The sequence below is a fragment of the Methylobacterium terricola genome, from assembly GCF_006151805.1.
GTDB lineage: Bacteria > Pseudomonadota > Alphaproteobacteria > Rhizobiales > Beijerinckiaceae > Methylobacterium > Methylobacterium terricola.
Genome location: NZ_VDDA01000004.1, coordinates 449,164 through 473,106, shown reverse-complemented (window position 1 = coordinate 473,106; position 23,943 = coordinate 449,164). Strand labels below are relative to the sequence as shown.

The window sequence follows — 23,943 nt, the reverse complement described above, 5'->3', positions numbered from 1 at the left end:
CTGGCCATCGCCTGGCCCGCCCCGTGGCCGACCCTCCTGCTGCGCGAGACCCGTGTGAGCGATCCCCGGCAGAAGGCCCTCGGCGACTTCCTGCGCTCCCGCCGTGCGCAGCTCGACCCTGCCGCCCTTGCGCCGGCGTCCGGGCGCCGCCGCCGCACGCCGGGCCTGCGCCGGGAGGAGGTCGCCGAGCGGGCCGGCATCGGCATCGACTGGTACGTGCGCCTGGAGCAGGGGCGCGACGTGAGCCCCTCGGCCACCACCGTCGACGCCCTGGCCCGAGCCCTGTGCCTGACCGAGGCCGAGCACGCCCATCTGCGCGCCCTGGCGGGCCGCGGCCGGCCGCGCGCCTTCGTCCGCGAGGAGGTGCCGCCGACGATCCGGCGCCTCCTCGGCGCGCTGCCGCAGCCGGCCTACGTCACGGGGCGGCGCTGGGACCTGCTGGCCTGGAACGCGGCCGCCGCCGACCTCTTCGGCTTCGACGACCTTCCGGAGGAAGAGCGCAACATCCTGCTCTTCGTCCTCACCGATCCGCGGGCGAGGGGGCTGTTCGGGCCGGGCTGGGCGGAGGAGGCACAGCGCATGGTGGCGCAGTTCCGCGCCGTCCACGACCTCGCGGCGGCGGATCCGGCCTTCACCGATCTCCTCGGCCGCCTGACGGCGGGCTGCCGGTCCTTCGCGGAATGGTGGGACGCCCATGAGGTGCGCGGCGGGGGCGCCGGCCGCAAGGTGCTGCATCACCCCCGGCACGGCCGGCTCGCCTACGACTACGCGACCTTCCAGGCGACGGGCGACCCCGCGCTCAGGCTGGCGATCTACGGGCCGGGCGAGCCGTAGGGCGGTTCACCCCGCCCGCGCCAGGATCAGGTCGGTGGCCGCCGAGACGACGCGGTTGCGGCCCGTCGACTTGGCCTCGTAGAGGGCGATGTCGGCGCGCTTGAGCAGGCCGCCGGTGGTCTCGCCCTCCGACCAGGTGCTGACGCCGAAGCTCGCGGTGAGCTGGACCGGGCCGCGCTGGCCCTTGAAGCGCAGCTGCGTGCAGCGCAGCCGCAGGCGCCCAGCGGCGGCCTCCGCCTCCTCCAGGCTGCGCCCGGGGAGCGCCACGGCGAATTCCTCGCCGCCGAGGCGCCCGGCGATGCCGCCGGCCTCCGACAGCATCTCCTGGGCGACGCCCCGGATCGCCGTATCGCCGACCTCGTGCCCGTGCTGGTCGTTGATGGACTTGAAGTGGTCGATATCGGCGACGACCATCGACAGCCGGCCATGGGCACCGGCCCGGTCGGCCGATTCGCCGACCCGCTGCAGGAAGGCGCGGCGGTTGAGGAGCCCGGTGAGCGCGTCGGTCTCGGCCAGCCGGATCAGCTCGCGCTGCATCCCGGTCATCCGTTCGGCGGCGCGCAGGCGGGCGTAAAGCTCTTCCGGGCCCGGCGGCTTGTCGATGAAGTCGTCCGAGCCGCTGTCCAGCGCCTCCGCCAGGTTGCGGGCGTTGCGGGCCGACGACATGGTGATGATGTAGAGCGGCCGGTGCGCGTCCGCGAGCAGGCGGGCCGACCAGCACAGTTCGAGGCCGCTCAACGGCCGCACCTCGAGGCTGGTGATCAGCGCCGTGACCGACGCGTTGCCGGTGACGAAATCGAGTGCCTCGCGCGAATCCGTGAACGCGTCCACGGTATGGCCGCGGGGCGTCAGGAGCCCGCTGATGACCTTGAGCACCACCCGGCTCGGATCGACGACGACGATGTGCATGACGCCCCCAGGCAGGAGGACGGGCCCCCGCTTCCCGCGAAAAGGTTGCGCCCGAAGGTTTAACGCCCCCTCAAGGTGGTGCGCGCAATCGCGGAGCTTACGGTGATGTCCCGGAACGAGGTGCCGGTGACGCCGGACGGGCGCTACATCGTGGTGCGCGGGCGGCTGTGGCGGCGCAGCGATCCGGGCCTGGCGCCGGAGCGGCGCGAGGCGCTGGTCCACGACCTGATGCGGGCCCGCCGCGCGGTGCGCGATGCCAAGGGGGCCGGAGAGCCGGAGGGCGGCGCGGCCCTGGCGGCGGCCCGCGCCGCGGTCGATGCGGCCAAGCACGGCCTCGGCGAGCGCGGACCGCCCTGGTGGACGGACGGTGCCCCGGACTACAATCGCCGCCTCGCCCGCAATACGCCCTATGCCGAGTGGTTCGCCGGGCTGGAGGGGTGAGAGGCGCGCCCGCTCAATCGACGATCCCGAGGGCGCGCATCCGCTCGATCGTCTCCATCAGCTTCGGGCCGGTGTCGCGGCGCAGAACCTCCTCGGTCAGCAGGAAGGCGGGGCCGCTGACATTGACCGCGAACTGGCCACGACCGCCGGGCGCGTGGATCGGCGCCGCCACGGCGTTGATGTCCTGGTGCCAGATGCCGATGCCGACGCAGAAGCCGTGCCGGGCGATCTCGCCGGCGCAGCGATCGTAGGTCTGGTCCAGCCGCGCCGCGTCAGTTCCGTCGCGGCGCAGGCGGGTGACGAGGGCGGCGCGCTCGGCCTCGTCGAGGCTCGCCAGCGTCGCCATGCCCATGGCGCTGCGGGCGAGCGGCAGACGGTAGCCGACCTCGCTCGACAGCACGATGCGCTGGCCCTGGCCGCGCCAGAGCTGGACGTACACGCTCGACAACCCGTCGAGGAGGCCGAGCGCCACGTGCGCCTGCACCGCCGTCGCGAGGTCCTGCAGGAAGGGCCGCACCATCTGCGGGAACGAGTTCTGGCGCAGGAAGGCGGCACTGAGCGCCAGCACTGCCGGCCCGAGGCCGTACCGCTCGCCCTCCGGGTCGTGGACCAGGTAGCCGAGGGACAGCAGCGTGTGGGTCAGGCGCGAGACGGTGGGCTTCGGCAGCCCGGTCCGGGCGGCGATCTCGCGGTTGCCCAGCATCTCGGCGGCGTCCCCGAAGACGCGCAGCACCTGAAGGCCGCGCGCGAGCGCCGTGACGAACTGCCGGTCGCCGTCCTCGCCCTCCGCCGGGTCCTGGTTGATCGCGCCGATGCGCGCCGCCATCGCCTGTGCCATGCTGCCGCCTCCCCCGATTCGGCCGTGCTCTCGGTGCCGTCGTCCCGGATCCCACGCCTCTTGTCGGACCCCAGATCTTGTCTCGGGTCCCCGGTCTCTTCTCGGGCCCGCGGTCTTTTCGTCGACCCGAAGTCTTGCCTTGCGCCCGATGTCGTTCGCGGTCCCGGAACGCTCGAGCGCGCGCGGTCGCCGACGGCGCCGCCCGAGGTCGCCCTAAGGTGACGATGGCGCGCCGGCTCGGCAACATGTTTCGCGATGCGGATCGGAATTTCGCATCTTGACCCGCTCCGGGCCGGGAGGCAGTGTTCGCGCAAGGCGGGCACAGGATCCGTCGGCGACGCCGAACGCGGCGCGCCCTCAAGAATACCGGGAACGCCATTCCAGGAGGACGCCTTGGTCAAGACCCTCGCGCGCATCACGGCCGCCGGCCTCGTGGCCCTGGCGGCCTCGACTGCGCTCGCCGCGCCGATGAGCCTGAAGATCGCCTTCGTCGATCCGCTCTCCGGCGGCGGAGCCAGCACCGGCGAGGCTGGGCTGAAGACCTTCCAGTTCATGGCCGACCAGATCAACGCCAAGAACCCCGACCTGAAGCTCGAGGTGACCGGCTACGACAACAAGCTCAACCCGCAGGAGAGCCTGGTCCAGCTCCAGAAGGCGATCGATTCCGGCGCCCGCGTGGTGGTGCAGGGCAACGGCTCGTCGGTCGGGGCGGCGCTGATCGACTTCGTCGGCAAGTACAACGACCGCAACCCCGGCAAGGAGATCCTGTATCTCAATTACGCCGCGGTCGATCCGGCGCTGACCAACGCCAAGTGCAATTACTGGCACTTCCGGTTCGATGCCAATTCCGACATCAAGATGCAGGCCCTGACCAACTACATCAAGGGCAAGCCGGAAATCAAGAAGGTCTACCTGATCAACCAGGACTACTCGCATGGCCAGGCGGTGCGCGCCGCCGCCCGGGCGATGCTGAAGGAGAAGCGGCCCGATATCCAGATCGTCGGCGACGAGGTGGCGCCGCTGCAGAAGGTCAACGACTTCTCGCCCTACATCGCCAAGATCAAGGCCTCGGGTGCCGACACGGTGATCACCGGCAACTGGGCGCAGGACATGGCGCTGCTGCTCAAGGCGGCGGGCGATGCCGGGCTCCCGGCGAACTTCTACACCTATTACGGCGGCGGCAGCGGCGGCCCGACGGCGATCAAGCAGGCGAACCTGCCCGACCGGGTGTTCCAGATCTCCGAGGGCTACGCCAACATCGATTACAAGCCCGGTCACGACTTCGAGGCCGCCTTCCGCGCCAAGACCGGCCAGGAGCTGACCTACCCGCGGGTGGTCAACCTGATGAACATCCTGGCCAAGGCGACGCTCGCCGCCAAGTCGACCGACCCGAAGGCGATCGCCAAGGCGATGGATTCGATCCACAACGACACGCTCTACGGCAAGGACAGCTTCATCCGGCCGGACGACCATCAGATCTTCCAGCCGATCTACATCTCGCGGTTCGGGCCGGTCGACACGGCGAAGGTGCTCGACAGCGAGAATACCGGCTGGGGCTGGACCGGCGACGGCGTGGTCGAGGCCAAGGACACCCTGCTGCCGACCACCTGCAAGATGGACCGCCCGAGCTGAGGGCGGGGGAGGGGCGGCGCTCCGGGGGACGGGGTGCCGCGTCGGTTCGTTTTGCTCTCGGGCTCGCCCTTGAAACGCAACGGCCCTTTCCCGGGCGCATGTTACCCGGGATCCAGCACAAAAAGTCGCGAAGCGTCTTTGTGGTTGCCACCTAGCAAAGGTTGAGCCGCTTCGCGGCGCTCCTCGTGCTGGATCCCGGATCTCCTTCCACTTCGTTTCAGTCGTCCGGGAAAGGGCGGAGCTGATACAGCCCAGACCGGCGGGCGCTTCGCCGACCGCACACTGTCCCAAGACACTGCACCTCGCACCGGCAGGAGACCCCCGCGTGCTCGAACTCGTCATCGTCTCGACGCTGAACGGCGTGCTCTACGGGATGCTGCTCTTCCTGATGGCGAGCGGCCTGACCCTGATCTTCAGCATGATGGGCGTGCTGAACTTCGCCCATGCCAGCTTCTACATGCTGGGCGCGTTCTTCGGCTACCAGATCAGCAAGTTCACCGGCTTCTGGGTCGGCCTCGTCGCGGCGCCGGTCGTCGTCGGCGGCATCGGCGCGCTGGTCGAGCGCTACGGCCTGCGCAACGTCCACCGTCACGGCCACGTGCCGGAGCTGCTCTTCACCTTCGGTCTCGCCTACGTGATCGAGGAGGTGGTGCAGATGGTGTGGGGCAAGCTGCCGGTCGATTACCGGGTGCCGGCGATCCTTGATTTTCCCGCTTTCACGGTCTTCGGCACCAACTACCCGGCCTACAAGCTGTTCATGCTGGTGATCTCGGTAGCGATCTTCATCGCGCTGCTTGCCGTGCTGACGCGCACCCGGGTCGGGCTGATCATCCAGGCGGCGCTGACCCATCCCAACATGGTGGCGATGCTCGGCCACGACGTGCCGAAGGTCTTCATGCTGGTCTTCGGCGTCGGCACGGGGCTCGCCGCCGTGGCCGGCGTCATCGCCGGGCCGGCCCTCGTCACCCAGGCCAACATGGCGGGCCTGCTCGGGCCGATCTTGTTCGTGGTCGTGGTGGTGGGAGGCCTCGGCTCGCTCACCGGCGCCTTCGCGGCCTCGCTCCTGATCGGGCTGGTGCAGACCTTCGCCATCTCCCTCGACGTCTCGGTCGCCAGCGTGCTCCAGGCCGCCGGCATCGACGCCGCGCCGTCCGGCGGCGTGCTTGGTGATCTGTGGACCGTGACGATCGCCCAGATCGGGCCGATCATCCCCTATCTCCTGCTGGTCATCGTGCTGATCGCGCGGCCGACCGGCCTCCTCGGGAACCGCGAAGCATGAGCGACCTCGCCGACATCGCGCCGTCCGGGACCTTCGCGCAGGCAGGCTCCCGCCCGTCGATCCGCCCGCGGGGGCTGGGCCTCGTCGCCCAGGTGCTGCCCTGGCTCGTCGCCGCCGGGATCCTGGTCGCCGCGCCTCTCGTCTTCACCAGCGGCACGGCGCTGACCATGATGAGCCTGATGGGCATCATGGTGGTGTTCTCGCTCTCCTACAACATGCTGCTCGGGCAGACCGGTCTGCTGTCCTTCGGCCACGCGGTCTATTACGGGCTCGGGGCCTTCTTCACCGTCCACGCGATGAACGTCGTGGCGGCGAACCGCCTGCCGGTGCCGCTGCCGGTGATGCCGCTCGTCGGCGGGCTCGCCGGCCTCGCCTTCGGCATCCTGTTCGGGCTGATCTCGACGCGGCGTGCCGGCACCGTCTTCGCCATGATCTCGCTCGGCATCGCCGAGCTGGTGGCCTCCGGCTCGCACATCCTGCACAGCTTCTTCGGCGGCGAGGAGGGCATCACCGCCAACCGCACCAAGATGCTGCGCCTGTTCGACGTGAGCTTCGGGCCGCAGATCCAGGTCTATTACCTGATCGCCGCCTGGTGCCTGATCTGCGCGCTCGCGATGTACGCGATCACCCGCACGCCGCTCGGCCGCCTGTGCAACGCGGTGCGCGAGAACCCGGAGCGGGTCGAGTTCCTGGGCTACGAGCCGCAGACGATCCGCGTCACCGCCTTCTGCCTGTCGGCGCTCTTCGCCGGTGTCGCGGGCGCGCTCGCCGCGATCAACTTCGAGATCGCCAACTCGGCCTATCTCGGCGTGCACCAATCGGGCGTCGTCCTGCTCGCGACCTTCATCGGCGGCATCGGCACCTTCATCGGCCCGGTCGTCGGCGCCGTGGTGGTGACCCTGCTCCAGGTCTCGCTCAGCGACCTGACCGAGATCTGGCAGCTCTATTTCGGGCTGCTGTTCATCGCCATCGTGATGTTCGCCCCCGGCGGCATCGCCGGCCTGGCGCTGATGCACGGCCCGCTCCTGCGCGCTGGCACCGCCCACCGGCTGGTCCCGGCCTACCTCCTGGCCCTCGGGCCGTTTCTCCTCCTGCTGGCCGGTACGATCGCGCTGATCGAGATGGCGTTCCGCGTGCTGGTGAAGGCCTCCGACGGGACCGAGATGACGCTCGCCGGCATCTCCTTCGACGCCGCCCATGTGCTGCCGTGGCTCGTCGCCGGTGCGATGGCGGCCGGCGGCGCACTCGCCCTGCGGGCCGTGCTGCCGCGGGTTGCGGCCGCCTGGCACGACGCCTCCGAAGCCGCCAAGGAGAAGCTGGCATGACTGCCCCCGCGATCGAATTGTCCGGCGTCCACAAGAGCTTCGGTCCGGCCAAGATCATCAACGGCGTCGACCTGTCGGTGCCGACGGGGGAGCGCCACGCGATCATCGGGCCGAACGGTGCCGGCAAGTCGACCCTGTTCCACCTGATCAGCGGCCGCTTCGCCCCGTCGAGCGGCACGATCCGGCTCGAGGGGCGGGACATCACCGGCTGGCGCCCGGCCGCGATCAACCGGGCCGGCCTCGCCCGCAGCTTCCAGGTCACCAACATCTTCCCCAAGCTCACCGTGTGGGAGAACGTGCGCTGCGCGGTGCTGCGGGCGATGGGCCACGGCCCGTCCTTCTGGCGCGGGGTCGAGGGGCTGCCCGGCGTCGCCGAGCGCACCGAGGAGATCCTGACCCGCATCCGCCTCGGCCACCGTGCCGGAATCGCCGCGGGGCTGCTCGCCTATGCCGAGCAGCGGGCGCTGGAGATCGGCATCGCCATCGCCAGCGACGCCAAGGTCATCCTCCTCGACGAGCCGATGGCCGGGATGAGCCACAGCGAGAGCGAGCACGCGACGCAACTGATCCGCGAGGTCACGACGGGGCGCACGCTGCTGATGGTCGAGCACGACATGGCGGTGGTGTTCGGGCTCGCCGACCGCATCTCGGTCCTGGTCTACGGCCGGATCATCGCCACCGACACGCCCGCCCGCATCCGGGAGAACCGCGCCGTGCAGGAAGCCTATCTCGGGGTCGCCACCGGGGAGGAGGCCGCGTGAGCGCCGCCCTCGCGATGCCGGCAGTGTCGTCTGCCACCGCCCCCGCGCTCCTCGAGGTCGAGGACCTGCACGCCTATTACGGCAAGAGCCACATCCTCCAGGGGGTGAGCTTCCGGGTCGGGGCCGGCGAGATCGTGTCGATCCTCGGCCGCAACGGGGTGGGGCGCTCGACCACCCTCAAGGCGATCATGGGCGACGTGCCGCCCCGCGGGCAGATCCGCTTCAAGGGCCAGCCGATCGCCGGCCTGAAGCCCTACACGGTCGCCCGCCGGGGGCTGGGCTACGTGCCGGAGGAGCGGGCGATCTTTCCCAAGCTCACGGTGCGGCAGAACCTGGCGCTCGGCGAGAAGAGCGGGAGACGTGGCGGACGCTGGTCCTACGCCGACATCTTCCGGCTGTTCCCGCGGCTGGAGGAGCGGATCGACACGCCCGGCGGCGTGCTGTCGGGCGGCGAGCAGCAGATGCTCACGATCTGCCGCACCCTGATGGGCGACCCCGACCTGATCATGATCGACGAGCCGACCGAGGGCCTGTCGCCCCAGATGGTCGCCCGCGTCGCCGAGATGATCGGCGAGATCGCCGCCCGCGGCGTGGCGGTGCTGCTGGTCGAGCAGAAGCTGACCATCGCGCTGAAGCTGTCGCAGCGCCTCTACGTGATGGGCCACGGCCACGTGGTGTTCGCCGGCACGCCGGCGGCGCTGTCCGCCAACGAGGCGGTCCGGCGGGAGTGGCTGGAGGTGTAGGTTCGCCCGACGAGTGCAGGCCGATTCTGCGCCCGGGTCGAGACATTCTGCGCGTCGTCCCGGGCTCCGCTGTCGCGGACCCGGGACGACCCTGTGCGGTGGGACGGTCGCGACGCGTGCGGTGATCGCCGCGTCCGGACCGGCCTCAGCGCACGCCGAGCAACTCGACGTCGAACATCAGCGTGGCGTTCGGCGGGATCACGCCGCCGGCGCCGCGGGCGCCGTAGCCGAGCTCGGGCGGGATGATCAGGGTGCGCTTGCCCCCGACCTTCATGGTCGACAGGCCCTCGTCCCAGCCCTTGATCACCTGGCCGGTGCCGACCGCGAAGTTGAGCGGCTGCTTGCGGTCGAGCGAGCTGTCGAACTTCGCGCCCTTCTTGCCGTCCTGGTAGAGCCAGCCGGTATAGTGGACGCTGACGGTCTGGCCGGCCTTGGGCTGCGGACCGGTGCCGACCACGTCGTCCTTGACCTGAAGGCCGGACGGGGTGGTGGAGAACGAGGCGGCGGAGGCTGAAGCGGTCATGGCGATCGTGAGGGCTCCGACAAGGTAGAACGGCGAACGGCGCATCGACGGGATCGTTCCTGTGCGTGACGTCGGGAGACGAGTTAGGGCATTGCCGCCCCGGCGGATAGGCCGTCAGGCCGCCGGCAGCGATTCGGGATCGATCGTCCCGCCCTCGGCCCAGCCCATTAGCAGCGCCCGCACCGCCGCCGGATCGGCAAGGCGGTGGCGGGCCACCGTCTCGCCGGGCCCGACCCGGATCGTGATCCCGCCATCCTCGTCGACCGGCACGAACGCTTTCTCGTCGGTGAGGTCGTCGCCGATGAAGATCGCCCGGCGGCCGGCATAGGGCGCCTCGCGCAGGAAGGCCCGGATGGCGTGGCCCTTGGTGGCGCTGGCCGGCAGGATCTCCGCCACCGCCTTGCCCTGCTGCAGCCGGTAGGCCTCGCCGAGGATGCCGGCCACCGATGCGGCGGCGGATTGCGCCTGCCTGGCCTCCGCCTCGCCGGCAAGGCGCCAATGCACCGCGACCGAGCAGCCCTTGTCCTCGATCAGCACCCCGTCGAGATCGGCCACCGCCCGCTGCAGGGTCGCGACGCCGGCCCGCAGGGCGGGGTGCTCCGCCGGGTCCCCGCCCGTCACCGGGCCGCCGCGGCGCATCTCGACCCCGTGCAGGCCGGCGACGTCGAAGCGCTCCGGCGTCAGGAAGCCGTCGATGGTGGCGATCGGCCGGCCGGTCACCAGGGCGAGCGCGCCGCCGAGGCGGGTGCGGAGCCGCGCGAGGGCGGGCGGCAGAGCCGGCGGCACCACGACCCCGTCGGGGCGCGGCGCGATCTCGACCAGGGTGCCGTCGAAATCGAGGAAGAGGGCGTAGGCGGTATCGGTCAAGGGATCGCGTCTCCCGTCGCGGCCAGGGGCTGCGACCGGGATATAGGGCGGCCAGCGGCGCATGTGTCCCCGGCGGGAGCGACCCCAGCTGGATGCCGCGCGCCGGGGCGGACCGGGGCCGGGTGAAGGATTATCGTCCTAAGATCGCCATCGGCGGCAATTCCCCCATCCCTCGCGTAGTCCCGAGGTCTCGCAGCCATCTTCGAAGCAATTCTGCTCAAACGTGCCGAAACAAAAACCCGTCCCGCCCGTCCTGAACGTTATTTGCAGACCTATTGCGGTATCCGCGGCGCTGGCCTATCGGGCAGCATTCTGGGGTCATAACCGTGACTTGCTGGCACAGCATCACGGGGTAACCCTTCATTCAAGCCGGCATGGTTTTTGGCTGACGGGGCAATGCCGGGCTCGGCTGGTCCGATAGGGGTGGACGCGCTGTGCGCAGGTTGCTGACCATCATCGATCTCTTCCGGATCGATGCCGCGAACCCGGACCTGATGCGGGCGCAGATGCGCGCCCTGCAGAACCAGGTGCCGCTGCTCTACGTGATTCTCGCGATGAATTCGGCGGCGTTGGCCGTGACCTATCACGGGGTGGCGCCGAACTGGGTCACCCTCTACCCGCTCTGCGGCCTGCTGGCCCTGTGCGTCGTGCGCCTCGCGCTGTGGCTGCGCCGGAGCCGGAGATCGATCGACGAGACGCGGCTCGCCGCCAAGCTACGTCTCACCCTCGGGCTCTCCGCGGTCCTGGCTCTCGGCTTCATGGCCTGGTCCAACACGCTGTTCGTGTATGGCGACACCGTCGCGAAGGCCCACACCCTGTTCTATGTCGGCACCACGATGATCGCCTGCGTGTTCTGCATCGCACATCTGCGGCCGGCGGCGCTTCTGGTCACGCTGATCGTGACCATCCCGTTCTGCCTGCATGTCGGTCAGCTCGACAGCTTCGTCATGAAGGCGATCGCCTTCAACCTGCTGATGGTCATGGGGGGCGTCGCCTTCGTGCTCATGGCCTATTACCGCGACTTCACCCGCCTGATCGGGCAGCAGGTCGAGCTGGAGCGCCTGAGCCGCGAGAACCTGCGACTGGCCAATCTCGACACGCTGACCGAGCTGCCCAACCGCCGCAGCTTCTTCGCTTCCCTGGATCAGGCCCTGGTCGAGGCCGAGCGCGCCGGCGAGCCGGTCGTCGTCGGGCTGGTCGATCTCGACGGATTCAAGCCGGTCAACGACGCACACGGGCACGGCGCTGGCGACGCGGTGCTGCAGGAGGCCGCCCGGCGCCTGCGCGAGGTCGTCGGTGAGGCGGGCGCGGTGGCACGGCTCGGCGGCGACGAGTTCGGCCTCGTCCTGCGCGGCGCCGGCGGCGCGGCCGGGGCGATGGGCGAGGCGATCCGGACCGCGCTCGGCGCGCCGTTCCGGCTGCCGCATGGCGGCTCCGCCCAGATCGGTGCCTCGATCGGCTTCGCGACCTATCCCGAGGCCGGCTCCCGGGCGGCCGTGCTGGTCGAGCGGGCGGATTACGCCCTGTACTATGCCAAGGCGAACAGCCGCGGCACCGCCGTGCTGTTCACCGAGGAGCACGAGCGGCGGCTCCGCACCCAGAGCGTGATCGAGCAGGCTCTGCGCCACGCCGACCTGTCCCGGGAGATGAGCCTGGTCTTCCAGCCGATCGTCGACGTGCGGCGCGGCCGCACCGTGGCGTTCGAGGCGCTGGCGCGCTGGACCAGTCCGGATCTCGGCCCGGTCTCCCCCTCGGTCTTCGTGCCGATCGCCGAACGTTCGGGGCTGATCACCCGCATCACCGCCGTGCTGCTCGGCCGGGCGCTCGCCGCCGCGAAGGCCTGGCCCGAGACGGTCGCCCTGTCCTTCAACCTGTCGATGGCGGACATCGCCTCGCCGCAGGCGGCCGAGGGGCTCGTCGCGGCGATCCGCGCGAGCGGCCTTCGTCCCGGGCGGGTGATCCTGGAGGTGACCGAGACCGCCCTGATCCAGGACGTGGCCCAGGCGCAGACGGTGCTCGAGACCCTGAAGGCGAGTGGCATCGCCATCGCGCTCGACGATTTCGGCACCGGCTACTCGTCCCTCGGCTACGTCCACCGCCTGCCCCTCGACAAGCTCAAGATCGACCGCAGCTTCACCAGCGAGATCATCGCGAGCCCGGCCAGCCGCGACATCGTCACGTCGATCGTCGGCCTGGCCCGCAACCTGAAGCTCGACTGCGTGGTCGAGGGCATCGAGACCGCCGAGCAGGCTCGCCTACTCGATAATCTGGGCTGCGTGCTGATGCAGGGCTATCATTTCAGCCGACCGATGGGCTTCGCCGAGACCCTGCGCTACCTCGACGCCGAGGCGGTGCGGTCGATCACGCCGGTCCAGGCCGTCGCCTGATCGGGCCGGCCGCGTCCCGCAAAGCGGCGGCCATGCTCACCGCCGGGGCGTTCGAGGACCGCCGGTGGACGTCCCGGCGGTGCGGTAGAAATTTCCGATGCCGCCGGCGATTCCCGGAGCCACCGGGTCAGTCCGGGGCTCGCCGGCGGCGAGCCCCGGAAACCGGAAGCGCAAGTCGGCCGAATGATACCCTCGCGCCTTGGCATCGACACGTCGATGCGAAAGCGTCCGGCGCATCGGCGCCGACGCCCGTTCGGGCTTGCCTTGCGCCGTCGAACCGATCCGTTCGACGGCGCGGCGGTATGAGACGGGATGCACCCTGAATCGATCGGCTGGCCGGGAATCCGGGCTCCGCTGCGCTGCTCCGGGACTGACGCGGAGGATCGGGAGCCCGCCGGAGACGATCCGACGGGCTCCCACTGTCTATCGCCTCAGCCCTTCGTTTTGGCCAGCTGGGCGCGGGCGGCCTCCAGCACCTTCTCGGGCGTGAAGCCGAACTTCGACTGCAGGTCCTTGATCGGCGCCGAGGAGCCGAAGGTGTGCATGCCGAGGATCGTGCCGGCGCTGCCGGCATAGCGGTCCCAGCCGATCACCGAGCCCTGCTCGACGGCGACGCGGGCGGTCACCTCGGGCGGCAGCACGCTGTTGCGGTAGGACTCGTCCTGCTGCTCGAACAGCTCCCAGGACGGCATCGACACCACCCGGGCCTTCACGCCTTCGGCCTTCAGGGTCTGGTAGGCGCCGAGGCAGAGCTGCACCTCGGAGCCGGTGCCGATCAGGATCACGTCGGGCTTCGCCTCGTCGGCGCCGGCCAGCACGTAGGCGCCCTTCGCCACGCCGGAGGCCGGGGCGTAGGTGGCCCGGTCGACGGTCGGCAGCGGCTGGCGGCTCAGCGCCAGCACCGCCGGCTGGTGCTTGAGCTGCATGATGACGCGATACGCCTCCGCCACCTCGTTGGCGTCGGCGGGCCGGAAGGTGATGAGACCGGGAATCGCGCGGAGCGCCAGCAGGTGCTCCACCGGCTGGTGGGTCGGCCCGTCCTCGCCGACCCCGATCGAGTCGTGGGTGAAGACGTGGAAGACCGGCAGCTCCATCAGGGCGGCGAGCCGGATCGGCGGGCGCATGTAGTCGGAGAAGACCAGGAAGGTCGCCCCGAAGGCGCGCAGGCCGACGAGGCCGAGCCCGTTGACGATCGAGCCCATCGCGTGCTCGCGCACGCCGAAATGGATGTTGCGCCCGCCCGGCGTGAACGGGCCGAGGGTGCCGGCCTCCGGGCTCTCGAGCTTGGTCTTGTTCGAGGGCGCGAGGTCGGCCGAGCCGCCGAGCAGCCACGGCACCCGGTTGGCGATGGCGTTCAGCACCTTGCCCGACGATTCGCGGGTGGCGAGGCCCTTGGCATCGGTGGGGAAGACCGGGATGTCGGCATCCCAGCCCTCCGGCGGCTCGCCGGCGAGGTAGGCGGCGAGGTCCTTGGCGAGGTCGGGATCCCCGGCCTTCACCTCCTCGACGAGGGCCAGCCACTGCTCGCGCAGGGCCTTGCCGCGGGCGCCGATCCCGTTGCGGAAGTTGTCGTAGACGCCGTCCGGCACCAGGAACTGCGCGTCCTCCGGCCATCCATAGGCGCGCTTGGCGCCCTTGACCTCGTCGGGGCCGAGCGCGTCCGAATGGGCCTTCGGGGTGCCCTGCTTGGTCGGCGCGCCGTAGCCGATCACCGAGTTGACGATGATCAGCGTCGGGCGGTCGCCCGATTGCAGGAAGGTCTCCAGGGCATGGGCGGTCGCCACGGTGTCGTTGGCGTCGGCGACGCGCAGCACCTGCCAGCCATAGGCCAGGAAGCGGGCGGCGACCTCCTCGCTGAAGGCGAGGTCGGTGTGGCCCTCGATGGTGATGGTGTTGTTGTCGTAGATCCAGCACAGGTTCGACAGGCGCAGGTGCCCGGCGATCGAGGCGGCCTCCGACGCCACGCCCTCCATCAGGTCGCCGTCGCTGCACATCGCATAGACGTTGTAGTCGAAGATCGGGCGGTCACCGTAGGCCAGGCGCTCGCCGAGGAAGCGGGCGCCCATCGCCATGCCGACCGAGTTGGCGACGCCCTGGCCGAGCGGTCCCGTCGTGACCTCGACGCCGGTGGTGAAGTGGTATTCCGGGTGGCCCGGGGTGCGGCTGTCGAGCTGGCGGAACTTCTTGATGTCCTCGAGGCTCACCGCCGGGGCGTTCGCCCCGTCCTTCTCCGCCACCTCGGCGAGGTGGAGCAGGCTGTAGAGCAGCATCGAGGCGTGGCCGACCGACAGCACGAAGCGGTCGCGGTTCGGCCAGTGCGGGTTCGCCGGGTCGTAGCGGAGGTAGCGGTTCCACAGGGTGAAGGCCACCGGGGCAAGCCCGAGAGGCGCGCCGGCATGGCCCGAATTCGCCTTCTGCACCGCATCGATCGTCAGCGTGCGGATCGTGTCGATGCTGCGCTGGTCGATCTCGCTGGTGCCGGCCTTCGGCTTGGTGTCAGCTGCGCTCATCTGTCGCCTCGTGGTCTCGAAATGGGGGTCTGGGTGCCGCGACGGGTCAGGTCGCGGCGCCTTGGGCCGCCCGCGGGGGCATCGCGGGCCGTCAGCCCGGATGGCCCGAGGCGTCCGGGTCTCCGCCGCGCTCCTTAGCGGGTCCGGTCGCCCGACTGAAGTTCAGAAGCGTGTTCACGAGCGCGACGTGGCTGAACGCCTGCGGAAAATTGCCGACCTGGCGCTTGCGGACCGGGTCGTACTCCTCGGCGAGCAGCCCGACGTCGTTGCACAGCGACAGCAGGCGCTCGATCAGCGCCCTCGCTTCGTCGCACCGGCCGAGGCCGATCAGGTTGTCGGCGTACCAGAAGCTGCACGGCAGGAAGGCGCCCTCGCCGGCGGGCAGGCCGTCGGTGCTCTGGCCGCTGGTGTCGTAGCGCAGCACGAAGCCGTCATGCATCAGGTCGCGGCCGATCGCCTCGACGGTGCCGACGACCCGCGGATCGTCCTGGGGCAGGAAGCCCATATGGGCGATCAGCAGCAGGCTCGCATCGAGGTCCTTCGAGCCGTAATACTGCACGAAGCTGTTGAGGTCCTTGTCGAAGCCCTTCTCGCAGACCTCGCGGTGGATCTCGTCGCGGGCGGCGCGCCAGCGCGCCACCGCCTGGTCGTCGCCGGCGGTCGGCTCGTCGTCGCCGACATGGGCCGGGGAAACTTGGGCCTCATAGAACCGGATCGCCCGGTCGAAGGCGACCCAGGCCATCACCTTCGAGTGGACGAAGTGCTTGCGCCCGCCGCGCACCTCCCAGATGCCCTCGTCGGGCTCGCGCCAGACCCGCTCCAGGTGGTCGAGGAGGGCGCGGCCGACCCGCACGCCGGATTCGTCGGCCCGCATGCCGCGCTGGTGGGCCTGGTAGAGCGCGTCGAACAGCTCGCCGTAGACGTCGAGCTGGAATTGCTGGGCCGCCGCGTTGCCGACCCGGACCGGGCGCGAGCCCTCGTAGCCGGGCAGCCAGTCGAGCTCGATTTCCGGCAGCAGGCGCTCGCCGGCGATGCCGTAGAGGATGTGGGCCTGTGACGGGCTGCCCGCCACCGCGCGGGTGAGCCAGTCGCGCCACGCCCGGGCCTCGTCGATATAGCCCGCATCCATCAGCGCCAGCAGCGTGAAGGTCGAGTCGCGCAGCCAGCAGAACCGGTAATCCCAGTTGCGCACGCCGCCGATCTGCTCCGGCAGCGAGGTGGTGGGCGCCGCCACGATGCCGCCGGTCGGCCGGTAGATCAGCGCCTTGAGGGTCAGGAGCGAGCGGGTCAGCACGTCGTCCCAGGGCGTGCCGCCCTGGCAGCGCTGGCACCAGGAGCGCCACCAGGCGGTGGTGCCGCTGAGCATCTTGCGCGGCTCGATCGGGGCCGGGTCCTCCTCGTGCGACAGGCCGTAGCTCAGCACGAAGGACACGCTCTGCCCGGCCTCGACCGTGAACTCGGACACGGTCGTCTGTCCGACCCCTTTGAGGGGGGCGCGGGTGCGGAGCACCAGCTTGTTGGGTCCGGCGATCGCCCGCAGGTCGTCGTTCTCGCTGCGCGACACCCAGGGGATGGCCGAGCCGTAATCGAAGCGCACCACCAGGTCCATGCGCATCGCCACCCGGCCGCGCACGCCCTCGACGATGCGCACGAGATGGGTGCCGTCCTCGACCGGCATGTAGTCGATCACCCGGACCGCGCCGTCGGCGGTCTCGTGGGTGGTCTCCAGCACCAGCGTGTCCTGCCGGTAGCGGCGGCTGCTCGTGGCCTCGCCGGCGGGGGCGATGCGCCAGTGGCCGTGATCCTCGCGGGTGCCGAGCAGGGCCGAGAAGCAGGCCGAGGCATCGAAGCGCGGCCAGCACAGCCAGTCGACGCTGCCGTCGCGCCCGATCAGCGCCGCGCTGCGCCCGTCGCCGACGAGCGCGTAATCCTCGATGAGCAACGCCATGGTGCGTCCCGATCAGTGCCGTGACGCCGTTAGCTAGAGCGGCCCTCCCCTTAGGTCCAACCCGGGCTCACGCCCTCTCGATCCCGATCGGGCATCCGCTCCTCCGGCCCGACCCTGGCTTCAGCGCCGCCGGTCGATCAGGTCGATCATCGCGGCGCCCGCATTGGTGACGCCCTCGCCGAGGGCCACCATGCTCTGGGTCACCAGCCGGCCGGTCGGCGCGAAGGGCAGCCACGGCGCCGGACGTTCGGCGGCGCTCGCCGTGCGGGACGCGGATTCGGCGCCCGGCCCCTTGTCGGGAACCGCCTTGGCGACCTTGAGGTCGTCCGGCCGGGCCGGCGGCCTTACGCCCGCGAGGGAGGGGACCGCCCGGGGGCGATGCGGCGCGGCGCGGCGCGGGGCCCTGCTCTCGGTCTCCTTGACCTCGGGCTCCCGGCTCTCGACGACCGGCAGCACCGGCGCCGCCGCCTCCGCCGGCAGGCCGGCGACGAGCGGGAACGGCTGCTCGAATTCGAGCGGGTAGGGGGCCCGCACCCGGCCCTCGCCGTCCGGGACGATCCGGAACAGGTCGGCGCCGGGCGGCAGCGGCTGCATCGCGGCGACCTGGCCCTCCGGCGCCCGCGGCGGCGCCTCGCGCCAGTAGAGCGAGCCCGCCGCCAGGCAGATCGCCACGCAGGCGGTGGGTAACAGCGGCAGGGTGCCCCGCGACGCGCCGGGCAGGCTTCCGATGCTGACACCCGCGATGTCGCCCCTCCGCCCGTTCTGCCGCATCCGAACCTCCCTGCCGAAAGAGCGTCGGAGTGAAGCCCGGGTTTCGGGCCGAAGCGGGGCCGTTTCTTTGCGCTTTCGTGTCGGCCGGCGGATCGCCAGGGCTGCGCGCCCGCGCTCCGCCCATCGTGGCCCTCCCGCTCGGGGTCTCCTTGCGGTAAGGGGCGGTCGAAGGCGCGGTCCTGCGCCCTCAGGCCCAACACTTGCGTGATCCGACGCCGACATGCCCGACCGCGCAACGCCTTCCTCGGCCTCTCCCGCCCCGGCCTCTCCCGGCCCGTCCCCGGGCGAGTCCCTCACCATCGCCGTCGTCGACCCGAGCCGCGCCCGGGCCGCGATCCTGGAGGAGGGCCTGCGGGCCGTCGAGGGCGCCCGGGTGGTGGTGATCCCCGACACCGCCGACCTCCTCGACCGGCTCTCCGCCCTCTCGCCCGACGTGGTGGTGATCCATCTCGAGAGCCCGAGCCGCGACCTGCTGGAGCAGATGTTCGGGGTCTCGCGCCTGGTCGAGCGGCCGGTGGCGATGTTCGTCGACCGCACCGACGCGCCGATGATGCAGGCGGCGGTCGATGCCGGCATCTCGGCCTACATCGTCGACGGTTTGCGCGCCGAGCGGATCAAGCCGATCATCGAGATCGCGATCCTGCGCTTCAACGCCTTCGCGCGCTTGCAGCGCGAGCTGTCCGAGGCGAAGAGCGAGCTTGCCGACCGCAAGCTGATCGAGCGCGCCAAGGGCATCCTGATGAGCGCCAAGGGGCTGACCGAGGACGAGGCCTACAAGCAGCTCCGGCGCAAGGCCATGAACGAGAAGCGCAAGATCGTCGACATCGCCCGCGCCATCGTCACCGCCGCGGACCTGCTCGGATGAGGCTCCAGCTCGGCTACGTCCCGCTCACCGACGCCGCGGTGCTGATCGCGGCGGTGGAGCGCGGCTTCACGGCGGGGGAGGGGCTCGAGGTCGATCTCGTGGCCGAACCCTCCTGGGCGACCTTGCGCGACCACCTTGCGCTCGGTCTCCTCGACGGCGCCCACATGCTGGCGCCGCTGGCGCTCGCCTGCCACCTGGGGCTCTGCGGTCCGCAGGCCCGCCTGATCGCCCCGGCGGCGCTCGCCCGCAACGGCAATGCCGTGACCCTGTCGCTGCCGCTCTGGCAGGCACTCGATGCAAAATCCGACGCCTTGGCCGACGTGGCGCACGCGCTCGCCCGGGTGGCGGAAGCCCGGGCGGCGGAGGGACGCCCGCTGACGCTCGCCACCGTCCATCCTTATTCCAGCCACACCTACCAGTTGCGGCGCTTGCTGGCCTCCGGCGGCAGCTCGCTCGCCTCCGTCCGCCTCGTGGTGGTGCCGCCGCCCCGCACCGTCGCGGCGCTGGAGAGCGGCCGGATCGACGGATTCTGCGTCGGCGCGCCCTGGAGCAGCGTCGCGGTCGAGGCCGGGGTCGGCCGCATCGTGGCGCTCGGCAGCGCGATCGCCCCGGATTGCCCGGAGAAGGTGCTGGCCCTCCCCGCCGAGATGGAGGACCGCGCCGCCCCGTTGCTGCGCGCTCTCAAGCGCAGCGCCCGCTGGTGCGGCGATCCGGACAACCGCGCGGATCTGGCGGCGTTGCTCGGCGCCCCGCGCCATCTCGGCCTCGATCCGGCGCTGATCCTGCGGGGCTTGGTCGGGGCCTTGCACCTGGGCCCCGGCGGGCCGATGGCCGAGGCGGGAGATTACCTGGTGCTCGGCGAGCCGGAGCTCACCCCCGACCCGGCCGCCCTGTCCTGGCTCGCCGACGAGATGGCGGCGGCGGGCCAGGTCAAGGCGGGGGCGGTGCCGGAGGCGGCAGCGGACCTCTACCGGCCGGATCTGCTGGCGGCGGCGTGAGCCGGTCCGCAATCCCGTAGCCAAGAGAACCTAATTCATAGGACCCCCATCCATTCCGCTGCCGTCTGCGCAGCGGGTTGCGGTCAGGTCGTCGATGGGATCGTGCTCAAGGCATCGTGGCGGCCGACAGGAGCGCTTCCATCGTCACTCGACGAAAGCGTCGCATCGGAGCCGTGTCACCCTCCGCCCGCGCGCGTACGGCGGCGCCCTCGTAGGCGTCGATGATGGCGTCCGCGAGCGCGACGGATTCGGTCGCGGGCGCCAGCTCGCCAGCCGCCTTCGCGGTCTCGAGGAGATCGGCGATCTGGGCGCGCCAGTGGGCGAAGGCCGCCTTCAGCCGTGAGCGAAGCGCCTCGCTGTGCGGCGCACTGGTCTGGGCCAGGACGCCGTAGAGGCATCCGCCGGTCTCGCCGGCCTCGGCCATCTCCGCCTCCAGCGCCTCGAAGTAATGCCGCAGGCGTCGCAGGGGTGGGCCGTCCGTTGCGAAGCAGGCAAGCCGGAAGGCCTCGTAGCGCGCCGCGTAGGCGTCGATGACCTCGAGCGCGTAGGCCTCCTTGCTCGGGAAGAAGTTGTAGAAGGATCCCTTCGGAACGCCCGCCCCGGACAGGATGGGCTGGATGCCGATCCCCTCATAGCCGCGGGCGAGGAAGGCCTTGAGGCCCTCCGCGATCAGGAGGTCGCGCGTGTCTCGTCGTGCCATGGCGCAAAAATTAGACTGGTCGTCTCGACGCGTCAACGCTACAAGTAGACCGGTCGTCTTAATCGTCGACGCTTGAGGGAATGTGGGCATGGATCACCGACGCCGGTACGGGCTCGTCCTCGTGACGGCCGCGACGTTCCTCTGGAGCCTCGCCGGGCTGTTCGTGCGCCTGATCGATCTGCCGGTCTGGGACCTGATCGCGTGGCGCTCGGTGTTCGCCGGCCTCGCCCTTCTGGCGCTCTCGATCCTCCGACCCGCCCGCGACGCCACATTCGGGTGGGTCGGTCTCGGCGCGTCGGTTCTGGCCGCCGTCACGATGGCCGCCTATGCCGCGTCGCTCACCCTGACGAGCGTCGCCAACGTCCTGATCGTCTACGCGACGCTCCCCTTTGCCACGGCGGGGCTGGCGTGGCTGCTGCTGGGCGAACGCTCGTCGCGGCGGATCGTGATCGCGAGCGCGGTGTCCCTGACCGGAGTCCTGGCGGTCGCCGGTCAGTCGATGCGCGTCGACGATGTGGCCGGGAACGGGCTCGCGGTCGTGATGACGGTCGCCTTCGCCGGGCTTCTGATCCTGGCGCGCCGCTTCGAGCGGATCGATCTCGTCCGGGTCAACGCGGTCGCGGCATTCTGGTGCGTGCTGGTGGCCCTGCCCCTGTCGTCGGGTCCCGTGCCGGGCCTGACCACCCTGGCGCTTCTCGCCGCCCTGGGCATCCTGACGACGGCGCTCTCTTTCCTGCTGTTCCTGCTGGGCAGCCGTCACATCCCGTCGACCGAGGCGGCGCTGATCGGCCTTCTCGACGTGGTGCTCGGGCCCCTCTGGGTGTGGATCGTGATGTCCGAGGATCCCAGCCCGGGCGCGCTGCTGGGCGGCGTGATCGTTCTGGCCGCCGTCGTCTGGTACCTCGCTCCGACCCTGAGGGAGCGGCCGAAGGGAAGGGCGCCAGGACGGGCACACCCGTCGTCGGGCGACGCGACGCCGTCGACGCGGCATCCTCGCGAACGATGCCGAGCGCCCGCGGCCCGGCCGTGACGGAGCCGCCGGGACCGGGACGCAAGCGGCCCCACGCCCGGGCTTGCTGACGGGCATTGCCCGAAGAGCGGGCGCTATCCCCGATCACGGCACGGCTGCCCATTTCCCCACCCGTCCAGCCTACCTTTTGTGCATCGCACCCGCCGGCCCAGCCGCTATCCTGGGCATTCCGGCCAAGCTGCGAATGATACCAATTTCAACCACTTGATTGGCCCACGAGGCAGTTGGCACGGAACCTGCTCCTCCTCCCCTGTCCGTCAGCGTCGACGGGCACCGACCGTCAGCAGAGCCGCTGACCCGAGTTCCCCTGTGGGCCCGCATCTGCGCGGCCGGCGGAAGACCTTGGGCAGCGGTTTTTTGCGTTCGGCACCGGATCGCGCGCCGTCACGGCGCGGGGCTTTGAGGGCGGAGTATCGATGAGCAGCGTTGAGCACACCACGCGTCGCGGCCTCCTCCAGGGGGCGGCCGGCGCCCTGTCGCTGGCGGCGGCCAGCCGCGTCGCCCTGCCGGGCGGCGCCTTCGCGCAAGGAGCCGGGCCCGAGGTGAAGGGTGCCAAGCTCGGCTTCATCGCGCTCACCGACGCCGCTCCCCTCTTCGTCGCCAAGGAGAAGGGCATCTTCGCCAAGCACGGGATGCCCGACGTCGAGGTGTTGAAGCAGGCCTCCTGGGGCACCACCCGGGACAACCTGGTGCTGGGATCCGAGGGCAACGGCATCGACGGGGCCCACATCCTGACCCCGATGCCGTACCTGATCAGCGCCGGCCGGGTGACGCAGAACAACGTCCCCGTCCCGATGTACATCCTGGCCCGGCTCAACCTCGCGGGTCAGTGCATCTCGGTCGCCAAGGAACATATGGGCGACAAGGTCGCCCTCGACGCGAAGCCCTTCAAGGCGGCCTTGGAGCGCAAGAAGGCGTCGGGCAAGTCGGTCAAGGCCGCCATGACCTTCCCGGGCGGCACCCACGACCTCTGGATCCGCTACTGGCTCGCCGCCGGCGGCATCGATCCCGACAAGGACATCGAGACCATCGTCGTGCCGCCGCCCCAGATGGTGGCGAACATGAAGGTCGGCACGATGGACTGCTTCTGCGTCTGCGAGCCGTGGAACGAGCAGCTGATCACGCAGGGCATCGGCTACACCGCGCTGACCACCGGCGAATTGTGGAAGGACCACCCGGAGAAGGCGCTCGGCATGCGCGCCGCCTGGGTCGACAAGTACCCGAACGCCGCCAAGGCCCTGCTCGCCGCCGTCATGGAGGCGCAGCAATGGTGCGACAAGCCGGAGAACCGCGACGAGCTCGCCGGCATCGTCGCCAAGCGCCAGTGGATCAACGTCCCGGCCACCGACGTCGTCAAGCGGATGAAGGGTGAGTTCGATTACGGCGACGGCCGCAAGGTCGCGAACAGCCCGCACATCATGAAGTACTGGGCCGACAACGCGTCGTACCCGTACAAGTCGCACGATCTCTGGTTCATCACCGAGGACATCCGCTGGGGCAAGTTCGATCCCCAGACCGACGCAAAGGCGCTGATCGAGAAGGTCAACCGCGAGGACATCTGGCGCGAGGTGGCGAAGGGCATGGGCGTCACCGCCCCGGCCTCGACCTCCCGCGGCAAGGAGACCTTCTTCGACGGCAAGGTCTTCGATCCGGCGGATCCCGCCGCGTACCTCAACAGCCTCGGCATCAAGAAGGTGGCGTGATGGCCCTCGGATTAAGCATCGGGCGCGTCGGCGCCGCCAAAGCCGAGGGGGCCCGCGCGCCCCTCGTCACCCGCGCCGCCGTCAAAGGTCTGGCGCTCCGGATCGTGCCGCCGCTCGTGGTGCTGGCGGTGTTCCTGCTGCTCTGGGAGGTGTTGTGCCAGCGCCCCGGCGCCGGCCTGCCGCCGCCCTCGCGGGTGGTGACGGAGGCGTGGGACATCATCGCCCACCCGTTCTACGACAATGGCGGCACCGACAAGGGGCTGTTCTGGCACATCACCGCCAGCCTCCAGCGCGTGGCGCTGGGCTTCGCCCTGGCGGTGGTGGCCGGCGTGCTGCTCGGGACGCTCGTCGGCCAGTCCGAATGGGCGATGCGCGGCCTCGACCCGATCTTCCAGGTCCTGCGCACCATCCCGCCGCTCGCCTGGCTGCCGCTGTCGCTCGCCGCCTTCCGCGACGGCCAGCCCTCGGCGATCTTCGTGATCTTCATCACCTCGATCTGGCCGATCATCATCAACACCGCGGTCGGCATCCGCAACATCCCGCAGGATTACCGCAACGTCGCCGCGGTCCTGCGCCTCAACGCCTTCGAGTTCTTCGGCAAGGTGATGCTGCCCTCGGCGGCGCCGTACATCTTCACCGGCCTGCGCATCGGCGTCGGCCTGTCCTGGCTCGCCATCGTGGCGGCGGAGATGCTGATCGGCGGCGTCGGCATCGGCTTCTTCATCTGGGATGCCTGGAACTCCTCGCACATCAGCGAGATCATCGTGGCCCTGGTCTATGTCGGGGTGATCGGCTTCGTGCTCGACCGCCTCGTCGCCGGCCTCGGCCACCTCGTCACCCGCGGCACCGCCACGGCCTGAGGGAGGCCCCCGATGACCA

Annotated in this window: 21 protein-coding genes; 13 read left to right on the top strand and 8 right to left on the bottom strand. The window is 70.6% G+C overall.

The window, feature by feature from the left end:
- Positions 1-54: 54 nt before the first annotated feature.
- The gene (locus FF100_RS12690) at positions 55-834 is read left to right on the top strand and encodes a helix-turn-helix transcriptional regulator (protein ID WP_171070150.1); all 780 of its coding nucleotides are present in this window, start codon (positions 55-57) and stop codon (positions 832-834) included.
- Positions 835-840: 6 nt separating this feature from the next.
- Here the strand turns inward: FF100_RS12690 and FF100_RS12685 are convergent, their stop codons facing one another.
- Positions 841-1,743, bottom strand: a complete 903-nt coding sequence (locus tag FF100_RS12685) for a GGDEF domain-containing response regulator (protein ID WP_139036035.1) — start codon at positions 1,741-1,743, stop codon at positions 841-843.
- Between the two features lie 105 nt (positions 1,744-1,848).
- Here FF100_RS12685 and FF100_RS12680 point away from each other — a divergent pair, with 105 nt between their 5' ends.
- Positions 1,849-2,184 (top strand): hypothetical protein, encoded by a 336-nt coding sequence (locus tag FF100_RS12680; protein WP_139036034.1) that lies wholly within the window; start codon positions 1,849-1,851, stop codon positions 2,182-2,184.
- A gap of 13 nt (positions 2,185-2,197) precedes the next feature.
- On the opposite strand, the gene FF100_RS12675 is transcribed toward FF100_RS12680, so the two are convergent.
- On the bottom strand, positions 2,198-3,022 hold the full coding sequence (locus FF100_RS12675; RefSeq protein WP_139036033.1) for an IclR family transcriptional regulator: 825 nt from the start codon (positions 3,020-3,022) through the stop codon (positions 2,198-2,200).
- 393 nt (positions 3,023-3,415) lie between these two features.
- Between FF100_RS12675 and FF100_RS12670 the strand changes: the two genes are divergently transcribed.
- The 5 genes from FF100_RS12670 (at position 3,416) to FF100_RS12650 (ending at position 8,762) form a co-directional block, all read left to right on the top strand.
- Complete coding sequence (locus FF100_RS12670; RefSeq protein WP_246102047.1) at positions 3,416-4,654, top strand: branched-chain amino acid ABC transporter substrate-binding protein; 1,239 nt, start codon at positions 3,416-3,418, stop codon at positions 4,652-4,654.
- A 325-nt stretch (positions 4,655-4,979) separates the two neighbouring features.
- On the top strand, positions 4,980-5,933 hold the full coding sequence (locus FF100_RS12665; RefSeq protein WP_139036031.1) for a branched-chain amino acid ABC transporter permease: 954 nt from the start codon (positions 4,980-4,982) through the stop codon (positions 5,931-5,933).
- Positions 5,930-7,258, top strand: coding sequence for a branched-chain amino acid ABC transporter permease (locus tag FF100_RS12660; protein ID WP_139036030.1), 1,329 nt, complete (start codon positions 5,930-5,932; stop codon positions 7,256-7,258). Before FF100_RS12665 ends, FF100_RS12660 begins: the two co-directional genes overlap by 4 nt.
- Positions 7,255-8,019 carry an ABC transporter ATP-binding protein gene (locus tag FF100_RS12655; RefSeq protein ID WP_139036029.1) on the top strand — a complete coding sequence of 255 codons (765 nt, stop codon included), beginning with the start codon at positions 7,255-7,257 and terminating at the stop codon, positions 8,017-8,019. The genes FF100_RS12660 and FF100_RS12655 overlap by 4 nt, the downstream gene beginning before the upstream one ends.
- A 14-nt stretch (positions 8,020-8,033) precedes the next feature.
- The gene (locus tag FF100_RS12650; protein ID WP_139036196.1) at positions 8,034-8,762 is read left to right on the top strand and encodes an ABC transporter ATP-binding protein; all 729 of its coding nucleotides are present in this window, start codon (positions 8,034-8,036) and stop codon (positions 8,760-8,762) included.
- Positions 8,763-8,907: 145 nt separating this feature from the next.
- On the opposite strand, the gene FF100_RS12645 is transcribed toward FF100_RS12650, so the two are convergent.
- Both FF100_RS12645 and otsB read right to left on the bottom strand, forming a co-directional pair.
- Positions 8,908-9,330, bottom strand: coding sequence for an FKBP-type peptidyl-prolyl cis-trans isomerase (locus FF100_RS12645; protein WP_139036028.1), 423 nt, complete (start codon positions 9,328-9,330; stop codon positions 8,908-8,910).
- A gap of 69 nt (positions 9,331-9,399) precedes the next feature.
- Positions 9,400-10,152, bottom strand: a complete 753-nt coding sequence (gene otsB / locus FF100_RS12640) for a trehalose-phosphatase (protein ID WP_139036027.1) — start codon at positions 10,150-10,152, stop codon at positions 9,400-9,402.
- A gap of 434 nt (positions 10,153-10,586) precedes the next feature.
- Here otsB and FF100_RS12635 point away from each other — a divergent pair, with 434 nt between their 5' ends.
- Positions 10,587-12,539: a putative bifunctional diguanylate cyclase/phosphodiesterase gene (locus FF100_RS12635; RefSeq protein WP_139036026.1), complete on the top strand. Its 1,953-nt coding sequence runs from the start codon at positions 10,587-10,589 to the stop codon at positions 12,537-12,539.
- A 431-nt stretch (positions 12,540-12,970) separates the two neighbouring features.
- Here the strand turns inward: FF100_RS12635 and tkt are convergent, their stop codons facing one another.
- The 3 genes from tkt to FF100_RS12620 form a co-directional block, all read right to left on the bottom strand.
- Positions 12,971-15,049, bottom strand: a complete 2,079-nt coding sequence (gene tkt / locus FF100_RS12630; RefSeq protein ID WP_139036025.1) for a transketolase — start codon at positions 15,047-15,049, stop codon at positions 12,971-12,973.
- A 91-nt stretch (positions 15,050-15,140) separates the two neighbouring features.
- Positions 15,141-16,997 carry a glycoside hydrolase family 15 protein gene (locus FF100_RS12625; protein ID WP_139036024.1) on the bottom strand — a complete coding sequence of 619 codons (1,857 nt, stop codon included), beginning with the start codon at positions 16,995-16,997 and terminating at the stop codon, positions 15,141-15,143.
- 120 nt (positions 16,998-17,117) lie between these two features.
- Positions 17,118-17,768: a hypothetical protein gene (locus FF100_RS12620; protein ID WP_139036023.1), complete on the bottom strand. Its 651-nt coding sequence runs from the start codon at positions 17,766-17,768 to the stop codon at positions 17,118-17,120.
- Between the two features lie 220 nt (positions 17,769-17,988).
- Here FF100_RS12620 and FF100_RS12615 point away from each other — a divergent pair, with 220 nt between their 5' ends.
- Both FF100_RS12615 and FF100_RS12610 read left to right on the top strand, forming a co-directional pair.
- Complete coding sequence (locus tag FF100_RS12615) at positions 17,989-18,633, top strand: ANTAR domain-containing response regulator (RefSeq protein ID WP_139036022.1); 645 nt, start codon at positions 17,989-17,991, stop codon at positions 18,631-18,633.
- A complete protein-coding gene (locus FF100_RS12610) occupies positions 18,630-19,631 on the top strand; it encodes a CmpA/NrtA family ABC transporter substrate-binding protein (RefSeq protein ID WP_139036021.1) in 1,002 nt (333 codons plus the stop codon). Before FF100_RS12615 ends, FF100_RS12610 begins: the two co-directional genes overlap by 4 nt.
- A 106-nt stretch (positions 19,632-19,737) precedes the next feature.
- Here FF100_RS12610 and FF100_RS12605 read toward each other — a convergent pair whose 3' ends face one another.
- On the bottom strand, positions 19,738-20,331 hold the full coding sequence (locus FF100_RS12605; protein ID WP_171070139.1) for a TetR family transcriptional regulator C-terminal domain-containing protein: 594 nt from the start codon (positions 20,329-20,331) through the stop codon (positions 19,738-19,740).
- 88 nt (positions 20,332-20,419) lie between these two features.
- Here FF100_RS12605 and FF100_RS12600 point away from each other — a divergent pair, with 88 nt between their 5' ends.
- The 3 genes from FF100_RS12600 to ntrB all read left to right on the top strand — a co-directional run bounded on the left by FF100_RS12600 (position 20,420) and on the right by ntrB (position 23,924).
- Positions 20,420-21,361: a DMT family transporter gene (locus FF100_RS12600; protein ID WP_205824847.1), complete on the top strand. Its 942-nt coding sequence runs from the start codon at positions 20,420-20,422 to the stop codon at positions 21,359-21,361.
- Positions 21,362-21,777: 416 nt separating this feature from the next.
- Complete coding sequence (locus tag FF100_RS12595) at positions 21,778-23,064, top strand: CmpA/NrtA family ABC transporter substrate-binding protein (protein WP_139036019.1); 1,287 nt, start codon at positions 21,778-21,780, stop codon at positions 23,062-23,064.
- Positions 23,064-23,924, top strand: coding sequence for a nitrate ABC transporter permease (ntrB, locus tag FF100_RS12590; protein WP_139036018.1), 861 nt, complete (start codon positions 23,064-23,066; stop codon positions 23,922-23,924). The genes FF100_RS12595 and ntrB overlap by 1 nt, the downstream gene beginning before the upstream one ends.
- Positions 23,925-23,943: the final 19 nt, after the last annotated feature.